8 protein-coding genes and 1 other annotated feature are annotated in these 9,088 nt (G+C 37.5%); of the genes, 2 read left to right on the forward strand and 6 right to left on the reverse strand.

What is annotated here, in order from left to right:
• The first annotated feature begins 354 nt into the window (after positions 1–354).
• Positions 355–1,746 carry an MATE family efflux transporter gene (locus tag C568_RS0107580; protein WP_018781157.1) on the forward strand — a complete coding sequence of 464 codons (1,392 nt, stop codon included), beginning with the start codon at positions 355–357 and terminating at the stop codon, positions 1,744–1,746.
• A 351-nt stretch (positions 1,747–2,097) separates the two neighbouring features.
• On the opposite strand, the gene C568_RS0107585 is transcribed toward C568_RS0107580, so the two are convergent.
• The 6 genes from C568_RS0107585 to C568_RS36390 form a co-directional block, all read right to left on the reverse strand.
• Positions 2,098–3,033 (reverse strand): ABC transporter ATP-binding protein, encoded by a 936-nt coding sequence (locus tag C568_RS0107585; RefSeq protein ID WP_018781158.1) that lies wholly within the window; start codon positions 3,031–3,033, stop codon positions 2,098–2,100.
• Complete coding sequence (locus tag C568_RS0107590) at positions 3,026–4,069, reverse strand: ABC transporter ATP-binding protein (protein WP_018764007.1); 1,044 nt, start codon at positions 4,067–4,069, stop codon at positions 3,026–3,028. Before C568_RS0107590 ends, C568_RS0107585 begins: the two co-directional genes overlap by 8 nt.
• A gap of 20 nt (positions 4,070–4,089) precedes the next feature.
• Positions 4,090–5,106 (reverse strand): oligopeptide ABC transporter permease, encoded by a 1,017-nt coding sequence (opp3C, locus tag C568_RS0107595; protein WP_018781159.1) that lies wholly within the window; start codon positions 5,104–5,106, stop codon positions 4,090–4,092.
• Entirely contained in the window at positions 5,103–6,032 is a 930-nt protein-coding gene (opp3b, locus tag C568_RS0107600) for an oligopeptide ABC transporter permease (protein WP_003195920.1), read from the reverse strand. Before opp3b ends, opp3C begins: the two co-directional genes overlap by 4 nt.
• Positions 6,033–6,158: 126 nt before the next feature.
• Positions 6,159–7,793, reverse strand: coding sequence for a peptide ABC transporter substrate-binding protein (locus C568_RS0107605; protein WP_018781160.1), 1,635 nt, complete (start codon positions 7,791–7,793; stop codon positions 6,159–6,161).
• Complete coding sequence (locus tag C568_RS36390; RefSeq protein WP_029427038.1) at positions 7,790–8,002, reverse strand: hypothetical protein; 213 nt, start codon at positions 8,000–8,002, stop codon at positions 7,790–7,792. The genes C568_RS0107605 and C568_RS36390 overlap by 4 nt, the downstream gene beginning before the upstream one ends.
• A gap of 155 nt (positions 8,003–8,157) precedes the next feature.
• Here C568_RS36390 and C568_RS0107615 point away from each other — a divergent pair, with 155 nt between their 5' ends.
• Positions 8,158–8,493: a DUF3899 domain-containing protein gene (locus tag C568_RS0107615; protein ID WP_371388987.1), complete on the forward strand. Its 336-nt coding sequence runs from the start codon at positions 8,158–8,160 to the stop codon at positions 8,491–8,493.
• A 232-nt stretch (positions 8,494–8,725) separates the two neighbouring features.
• Positions 8,726–8,945: a binding site (T-box leader), on the forward strand.
• Positions 8,946–9,088: the final 143 nt, after the last annotated feature.

A 9,088-nucleotide genomic window follows, 5' to 3' on the forward strand; every position in this document is an offset into this window, starting at 1 on the left:
TGATCTTTCAACATATAAGTCACAGCTTTGAAAATAAAAGAAGATCTCCACTCCTTTTCTCCTTTTGTTTTCATGCGGCATGGGGCGAAAAAAGGGGATGATCGCTTCTACGCATGAGCGGACGCTCTCTCCCAACCAAAAAAAGGATTTTTATTGATTTTTCAATTTGTACTTATATATGTCCTATTTTTTCGAAATATATATTTATCATTTCAACCGAGAAGACCCCCTCCTCTAAATGAAGTGAAGGTGGGGGTAGTTCAATAACCAAGCTGCAAAATGAATGCAAGTGTTGCTGAAGTGTGTTAAGATACATTTTGCTGCAAAAAGGATATCGGTAAAGTGGGGGATGATATGACAGTGACTACGTCCAAAAAAGGGCAGGGAGAAAAATTAAATTTATTTTTCTTAACATGGCCCATTTTTTTAGAGGTTTTTCTTTTTATGTTAATGGGGATTGCTGATACTTTTATGCTAAGTGCACTATCAGATGACGCGGTATCAGGTGTTGGGGCAGCGAATCAATACCTTCATATCGCAATATTAGTACTAGAAGTAATCGGAAACGGGGCCGCAATTGTTGTTTCTCAATACCTTGGTTCTAAACGATATATGGAAGCATCCAAAATATCAGCTTTAGCGGTAACATTAAACTTAGGAGTCGGGCTCATCATAAGCGCCGGTTTTCTTTTATTTTCGAAAAATATGATGATGGCGATGAATTTACAAGGTGACGTATTAACTTACGCACAAAATTATTTATCAATTGTTGGAGGAGCAATCTTTCTTCAAGCCATTATCAATTCACTGGCTGCCATTATTCGTGTTCATGGATTTACAAAACAAGCAATGTTGATTTCATTAGGAATGAACATTTTTCATATTGCTGGAAACTATGTACTTATTTTCGGGAAATTCGGTTTTCCAGAAATGGGCGTTCAAGGTGCTGCTATATCATCATCTTTCAGCCGTTTAATCGCACTCATTGTCTTCTTCTGGTTACTATACCGCGTCATGGAATATCGCGTGAAGTTGAACTACTACATTACCTTATCAAAAGAATATATCGGCAAGATTTTAAAGATTGGTATTCCATCGGCTTTTGAACAAGTTATGTACCAAGCATGTCAAATTGTCTTTTTATATTATGCGACATACTTAGGAGCAGAATCATTAGCTGCAAGACAGTATGCAACAAATATTTCAATGTTTACTTACTTATTCGCTATCGCCATCGGAATGGGAACAGCGATCATTGTTGGGCGTTTAGTCGGTGGAAATGAGAAAGACGAAGCATATGTACGTGTATGGAAAAGTGTAAAGTGGGCCATTGGTGTTACGTTATGTATGGTCATTCTCGTCATAACATTTCGCACGCAGTTAATGGGGTTATTTACAGATAATCCTCATGTCATCGCTTTAGGCGCAACCGTTCTTTTATTAAGCATTCTACTAGAAACAGGCCGAACGATGAATATTGTCATCATTAATTCCTTGCGGGCTGCTGGTGATGCAAAATATCCAGTTTTAATTGGCGCATTCTCAATGGTATTAATGAGTTTACCACTTGGCTACTTTTTTGTATTTTATTTGCACATGGGACTGCCCGGCATTTGGTTAGCCATTGCAATTGATGAATGGACACGTGCCATCATTATGTTCTTCCGCTGGAAAAGCAGAGCATGGGAAAATTATGCCCTTGTTAAACCGGAGACTTCTGAAGAATCAGCTCCTGTTCAAGCTTAATATTAATGTTAATATTCAGAAAAAACAGGTTGGAGAAAGCCTTCTCCAACCTGTTTTTGTGCTGTTCTTTATCGGAACGCCAATATATTTTGAGGAACGGTCGATATATTTGGACTTGCGCCGATAAAATTTCATTTACTATTTTTCCATCCCCCACTCTATTGCTGAAATCTCTACTCCAGCTTTTCCTTCTCTCCTTTTGTTTTCACTCGGCATGGGGCGAAAAAAGGACCTGACCGCTTCTATGCTTGGGCGAATCCTCTCTCCCATCCAATAAGAAAAGGTTTATATCAGTTTTCTTATTTGTATGTATATAAAAAAGAAGCGACCTCTCCAGCCGCTTCTTTTCTATTATTGATAGATTTCTTTATATTTCTTGTATTCTGCTTCTGAACAAAGAACAAAATGTCCAGGGCGAATTTCTCGCATAGTAGGCGTTTCATTACCATATTGATGCTGAGATGGATCATATACGATACGCTTACGATTGCGTTCATAATCCGGATCTGGAAGCGGAATTGCTGATAATAGTGATTTGGTATACGGATGAATTGGATTCTCGTATAGCTCATCACTGCTTGTTAATTCAACAATTTGTCCACGGTACATAACACCAATGCGATCACTGATGTATTTTACCATCGATAAATCATGGGCAATGAATAAATATGTTAAGCCTTTTTCTCTTTGCAGTTGTTTCAGTAAGTTTACAACTTGCGCCTGAATGGATACGTCAAGTGCTGAAATTGGTTCATCCGCAATAATAAATTCCGGTTCTACCGCAAGTGCACGAGCAATTCCGATACGTTGACGTTGTCCACCAGAGAACTCATGCGGGAAACGATTGGCATGCTCTTTATTTAACCCAACTGTGTTCAATAATTCATGCACACGATCTATACGTTCTTTTTTGCTTTTTGCTAAACCGTGAATATCAATGCCTTCTGCAATAATATCCCCAACTGTCATACGAGGATTTAATGATGCGTATGGATCTTGGAAAATCATTTGCATTTTACGATTAAATTTCTTTAATTCTGCTCGTGATTTCTTACCATGTACATTTTCACCGTCGAACAGCACTTCTCCAGCAGTTGCATCATATAACCTGATAATCGTTCTTCCAGTTGTTGATTTTCCGCAACCAGATTCCCCTACAAGTCCAAATGTTTCACCGCGGTAAATATCAAATGAAATGTCGTTGACCGCTTTTACAACACCACCACTAACGTTGAAGTGCTGCTTTACATTTTTTACTTCAATTAATTTTTCACGTTGATTAGTCATGTTGTTCACCTGCTTTCATTTGAAGAATTCGTTTTTGAACGACTTCTGGCGGTTGTACTTCTGGTGCTTGCTCATGAAGTAACCATGTTGCCGCATAATGTGTATCACTAACTTTAAAGAATGGTGGTTCCATTTCAAAGTCAATTTTTAGTGCCTGTGGGTTACGTGGTGCAAATGCATCCCCTTTTGGCGGTTTTAATAAATCTGGAGGTGTTCCAGGAATTGCATATAACTCTGCTTCTGAGCCATCTAAACTTGGCATAGATGCGATTAATCCCCATGTATACGGGTGTTTTGGATTGTAGAAAATTTCATCAACCGTACCAATTTCAACGACTTTACCTGCATACATAACAGCAACTCTGTCCGCAACGTTTGCTACTACACCTAAATCATGCGTAATGAAAATAATCGCCGCTTCTGTTTTCTGTTGAATGTCCTTCATAAGCTCTAAAATTTGTGCTTGAATTGTAACGTCAAGTGCTGTTGTCGGCTCATCCGCAATCAATAGTTTCGGATTACAAGCTAATGCCATCGCAATAACAACACGCTGTCTCATACCACCAGAGAATTGGTGTGGGTATTGTTTTAAACGCGCTTCTGGATTTGGAATTCCAACAAGATCAAGCAGTTCTAACGCAACTTTACGCGCATCCGCTTTGCTCATCCCTTGGTGTTTAATAAGACCTTCCATAATTTGATTACCGATTGTCATCGTTGGATTTAGTGATGTCATCGGATCTTGGAAAATCATTGCAATCTCTTTCCCGCGTACTTGCTGCATTTCTTTTTCCGTTAATTTTGTTAAGTCACGACCATCAAAGACAATTTCTCCATTTTTAATACGTCCTGGAGGATTTGGGATGAGTCCCATTAGCGCTTTCGAAGTAACTGATTTCCCAGAACCAGATTCTCCTACAATCGCTAATGTTTCTCCCTTTTTCAAATCAAATGTAACTCCGCGAACAGCTTGTACTTCACCAGCATGTGTATCAAAGGAGACTTGTAAATCTTTTACCTCTAACAATGTTTTCATTTTCACTTCTCCTCCCTCGTTTACTTACGCATTTTTGGATCTAACGCATCGCGTAATCCATCTGCCATTAAGTTAAATGCTAAAATTAACATACTGATGACAACCGCAGGGATGAACATCATATGTGGATATGTTTGAATTGACTTATATCCATCATTTACAAGAGAACCAAGTGATGCAGTTGGCGGCTGAATACCAAGACCAATGAAGCTTAAGAATGCTTCACCAAACACCGCTGTAGGAATTGTAAACATTGTCATAACGATAATTGGTCCCATTACGTTCGGAATTAAGTGCTTCACAATTAATTGTGTGTTTGTTGCACCTAATGTACGAGATGCTAATACATACTCTTGGTTTTTTAATTTTAATACTTGTCCACGTACAATCCGCGACATTCCAATCCAACCTGTAATTGCCATCGCGAATGTAATTGATAAAATACCTGGATCCATAATAATTACCATTAAGATTACAATGATTAAATATGGAATACCGTTAATAATTTCCATAACACGTTGCATAATGTTATCCACTCGTCCACCATAGAACGCTGAAATACCTCCGTATGCAACCCCAATTACTAGGTCAATTGCCGCTGCTAAAAGAGCGATATATAATGATACGCGTGTTCCTTCCCATGTTCTTGTCCAAAGGTCACGTCCAAGATCATCTGTACCGAACCAGAAATACTCTTTAATATCACGTTTCTCATATTGATCAACACCATATTGATCTGTACCATCAAATGGTAACCAATGAATATTTTCTATCACTGGAATTTTCGGCGGCATTTTTGCACGTCCTAAATCTTGGTCTTTATAGGAATGTTTACTTACCATCGGTCCAAAAATTGCTAAAAGCGCAATGATGACAAGCAATACAAAACCAAACATTGCTCCTTTATGTTTAAACAAACGTCTTCTTACATCTTGCCAAAACGTTAAGCTTGGTCGGGCAATGACTTCATTATCAACATTGCTTCGATTGGCTGGTTGAAATAAATCTGGAGATAATTTTTGTACGTCTTTCATCATTTTTTCCCTCCCGCTAAACGAATACGAGGATCAATTATTCCGTATAAAATATCAACAATGAAAATTACTAAAATAAAGATTGCACTATAGAAAATTGTCGTTCCCATAATAACCGTATAATCATTCAATTGAATCGATTTAACGAATTGCTCCCCAAGTCCAGGTACAGCATAGATTTGCTCAATAACAAGCGTCCCTGTAATTAATCCCGCAACCATTGGTCCTAAAATTGTAACAACCGGAATCAATGCATTACGAAGTGCATGTTTTATAATAATGACACCTTGACTAATTCCTTTTGCTTTTGCTGTTAAAATATAATCTGCTTGCATTACTTCGATTAACTCCGCACGAGCGAAACGTGCAATTGTCGCAGTAACTGCCATCGATAAAGCAACCGTTGGCATGACTGTAAATTCAGGACCTTTCCAGAATGCAACTGGGAACCAACCAAGTTTTACCCCTACAAAATATTGTAGTAACGCTGCGAATACGAAGGATGGTACCGACATTCCGAGTACAGAAATAATGGTTGCCCCGTAGTCGACCCATGTATTATTACGAAGTGCTGCGATAATCCCTAAAATTAGACCTATAAATGTTCCTAATACGATCGCCTGGAAACCAAGCTGTGCTGATGGTCCAATACGATCAACAATCATATCCGTTACAGGACGGTTATCGTACTGGAATGATACTCCTAAATCACCTTTTACTAAGTTCCCTAAGTAGCGCGCATATTGCACTGGCACCGGATCATTCAAACCATATTTTTCTAAAATGATTTCTTTCTGCGCCGGAGATAATTTCTCTTGGTTTTTAAGCGGAGAACCCGGCAGTAATTTCATTAAAAAGAATGTCAGCGTAGTGATTAAAAATAACGTCAAAGCCATGTACACGAAACGTTTTAATGCATAACGTCCCATAATCAAGCACCTCCCCATTTTTCTCAAAAGCAATAAGATAGTTTGAAATATTCTTACTTTTATTTTTTTAAATAAGAGTATATGCCCATCATAGGCATATACCCTTATTCATGATGGAAACCATTTTTATTTTTTGACTTCAACCCATTTGTAGCTAAATTCGCCACCATATTTATGTTCTAGCAACCCTGTAATAGAGCTGCGTTGTAAATATGCTTTTCCTGGTTGATATACTGGAGCAATTGCTGCATCATCCAACAATTGTTTTTCAGCTTTCAACAGTGCATCCCAACGAGATTGTACATCTGTCTCTACTTTTGCCTTCTTAATTAATTCGTCATATGCTGGATTTGCATAGTTGACTTTGTTTTGCGGATTTCCTGTTGTATACATATCTAGGAATGCCATCGGATCCATATAATCTGGGGCCCATCCTGCATACGACATTGCATATTCTCCACTTGCTTCAAGTTTTAATTTTTGTGCAAATGGCTGCATTTTCATTGAAATTGTTAAGCCTGGTAAATTCTTTTCAAATTGCCCTTTTAAATACTCACCGATTTTCTTAGCATCATCTGTATCAAAGTTCAGCAACTCTAAATCTACTTTATCAACACCAAGTTCTTTTTTACCAGCTTCCCAATATTTTTGAGCCTCTTTTATATCTTCTTTGATCAGATTTCCATTTTCTTCACGGAAGTCTTTTCCATTTGGTCCTTTCGCTAAACCTTTCGGAACAAAACCGTACATCCCCTGTGAACCATCGTTTAAAATAACTTTCCCGATATTTTCACGTTCAAAGGCCATTGATATTGCTTTACGGATGTTCTTATTCGCTAAGAACATGTTCTTTTCGTTTAAACGAATAAACTGTGTGGAAGGTTTCTTAATTGTCTTGAAATCAGAATCTTTTTTGTATTTATCTACAAATTCTGATGTCAATACGACACGATCAATTGCATTTGTTTCATATAAATTTATTGCAGTTGAACGATCCTTTAGAATATTGAAGTTTACTTCTTCCAGCTTCACTACTTTATTGTCCCAGTACGTCTCATTTTTCTTAAGCTGGAAACTTTGTTCATGTTTCCACTCATTTAAGACGAACGGACCGTTATAGAGCGTCGTATTAGATTCTAATCCAAATTTATCCCCTTGTTCTTTTACGAACTTTTCATTTAATGGATAGAATGTTGGATATACCGTTAAGCTAACAAAGTAAGGAACAGGGTTGTCTAATTCCACTTCTAGTGTGTGATCATCAATTGCTTTTACGCCAAGTTCTTCAACTGGCAACTCTTTTTTATTAATTTTTTCTGCATTCTTTACATCGAATAATATGTAAGCAAATTTTGCACCTGTATTTGAATCGACAGCTCGTCTCCAAGAATATACAAAGTCTTTAGCTGTTACAGGTTCCCCATTAGACCACTTCGCATCATCACGTAATTTAAATACGTACTTCTTACCATCTTCCGTTTTCTCATAAGACTTTGCCACACCTGGAACGAGTTTATCGTCTTTTCCAAGGCGATATAATCCTTCCATTGTGTTATTCATTATGTTAGAAGATGCCGCATCTGTTGATAATGTTGTATCCATTGTCGGAATTTCAGCAGCTTCAGGTAAATTTAGTACTTGTTTGCCTGAAGCACTGCCTTCTTTCGTACTCGCTTTCGTATCTTCTTGCTGATAACTACAAGCACCAAGCATACTGACCGTCAATGTCGATGCAAGTATTAGTGGTATCTTTTTCTTCATATTATACTACCTCCCCTAATTGCACCTCCTGTACCCCCACTTGCTAAAAAGCAGAATTGAAAGAATAATCTCCAAGTTTCTACAATTTTCATTATACATATAATGTGACGATTGTGAATATAGTTTTTTGTTTTTTTGTTAAAATTTTTAATAAAATGTTTATTTTTTTTATTTTTTGTAAATGAGGTACTCAACATTGCTCCCATCATATTGAAAGAAAATACAAAATTGCGTATAATTTTCAAATAATTATCCCTAGTACTCATTATAACTTTTATAGTATAATAATTCTAGTAATATTTTGACGGAGGGGAACATTTTGAATAGACTTTATTCTCACACTTGTATATTAATATTGTTAGCAATAATCGTTTCTAGCATTGGTGCATTCCTATTTTCAGCTCAATTTTTGTTGAATTTTGTCAATATCATGTTTTACATTGCATTATTTTTTGTTATTTTAGGAGGTTTTTTATTTCTATTTCAAAGTGGATTTTTCAACATAACAATGTACGCTTTCCAAAAAGTATTTGGAACAAATAAAAAGGTAGAATCTTTAATTGAAGAAGAAGAATCAGCAATAGATAAAAAAGAAAGAATATATAAAACGTATTCTTTCACATGGACATACCCCATCTGCATTACAGGTGTTCTTTTAGGCCTCATCTCTACGATCATTAGCTTTACTATTTTGATGTAGTTTGCAAACGTTTTTCCATATGATATAATTACTTGCAAAACATTTTGTTATAAAAAGCGCAAGTGGCTCGCTCAGAATGCGAGGGGGATGGAGCTCCTGACGTAGAGGCGCTTTTTGCCTCGCTGGAAGGCGCGAAGCCACCGAGTATTCTTGCCACTGGAGCTGGATTACTCAAAAAGCGCAAGTGGCTCGCTCAGCTGTTAAAAACAGAGCCATATTATAATAAATTCATATGCATGCGATGAGAAAGAAGAGTACATATTGCAGCAATTTCAGAGAGCTTGTGGTTGGTGAGAACAAGTAATTGTACAGTATGGAATGGGCTTTTGAGCACCAAACCGAAACAACTTAGGAGTAGGCTTTGGCGTTATATCCAGGCGTTATAATGGATAAAAGAGATTTCACTATTTGTGAAATAATTAGGGTGGTACCGCGGTCCATTCGTCCCTAGATCATTTGGGATGAATGGGCTTTTTTGTATTTAAAAGCGGAAGCGGCTCGCTTAGAATGTGAGGGGGATGGAGCTCCTGATGTAGAGGCGTTTTTTGCCTCGCAGAAAGGCGCGAAGCCACCCATCATTCTTGCCGCTGGAGCT

This window comes from Bacillus sp. 95MFCvi2.1 (assembly GCF_000374965.1).
Lineage (GTDB): Bacteria > Bacillota > Bacilli > Bacillales > Bacillaceae_G > Bacillus_A > Bacillus_A pseudomycoides.

What these genes read in the sequence shown, in the direction of transcription:
- opp3b (WP_003195920.1), bottom strand. Translation starts at nt 6,032, where the DNA reads ATGGGACGTTATGCATTAAAACGTTTCGTGTACATGGCTTTGACGTTA.
- C568_RS0107580 (WP_018781157.1), top strand. Translation starts at nt 355, where the DNA reads ATGACAGTGACTACGTCCAAAAAAGGGCAGGGAGAAAAATTAAATTTA.
- C568_RS0107590 (WP_018764007.1), bottom strand. Translation starts at nt 4,069, where the DNA reads ATGAAAACATTGTTAGAGGTAAAAGATTTACAAGTCTCCTTTGATACA.
- C568_RS36390 (WP_029427038.1), bottom strand. Translation starts at nt 8,002, where the DNA reads ATGATGGGAGCAATGTTGAGTACCTCATTTACAAAAAATAAAAAAAAT.
- C568_RS0107585 (WP_018781158.1), bottom strand. Translation starts at nt 3,033, where the DNA reads ATGACTAATCAACGTGAAAAATTAATTGAAGTAAAAAATGTAAAGCAG.
- opp3C (WP_018781159.1), bottom strand. Translation starts at nt 5,106, where the DNA reads ATGATGAAAGACGTACAAAAATTATCTCCAGATTTATTTCAACCAGCC.
- C568_RS0107605 (WP_018781160.1), bottom strand. Translation starts at nt 7,793, where the DNA reads ATGAAGAAAAAGATACCACTAATACTTGCATCGACATTGACGGTCAGT.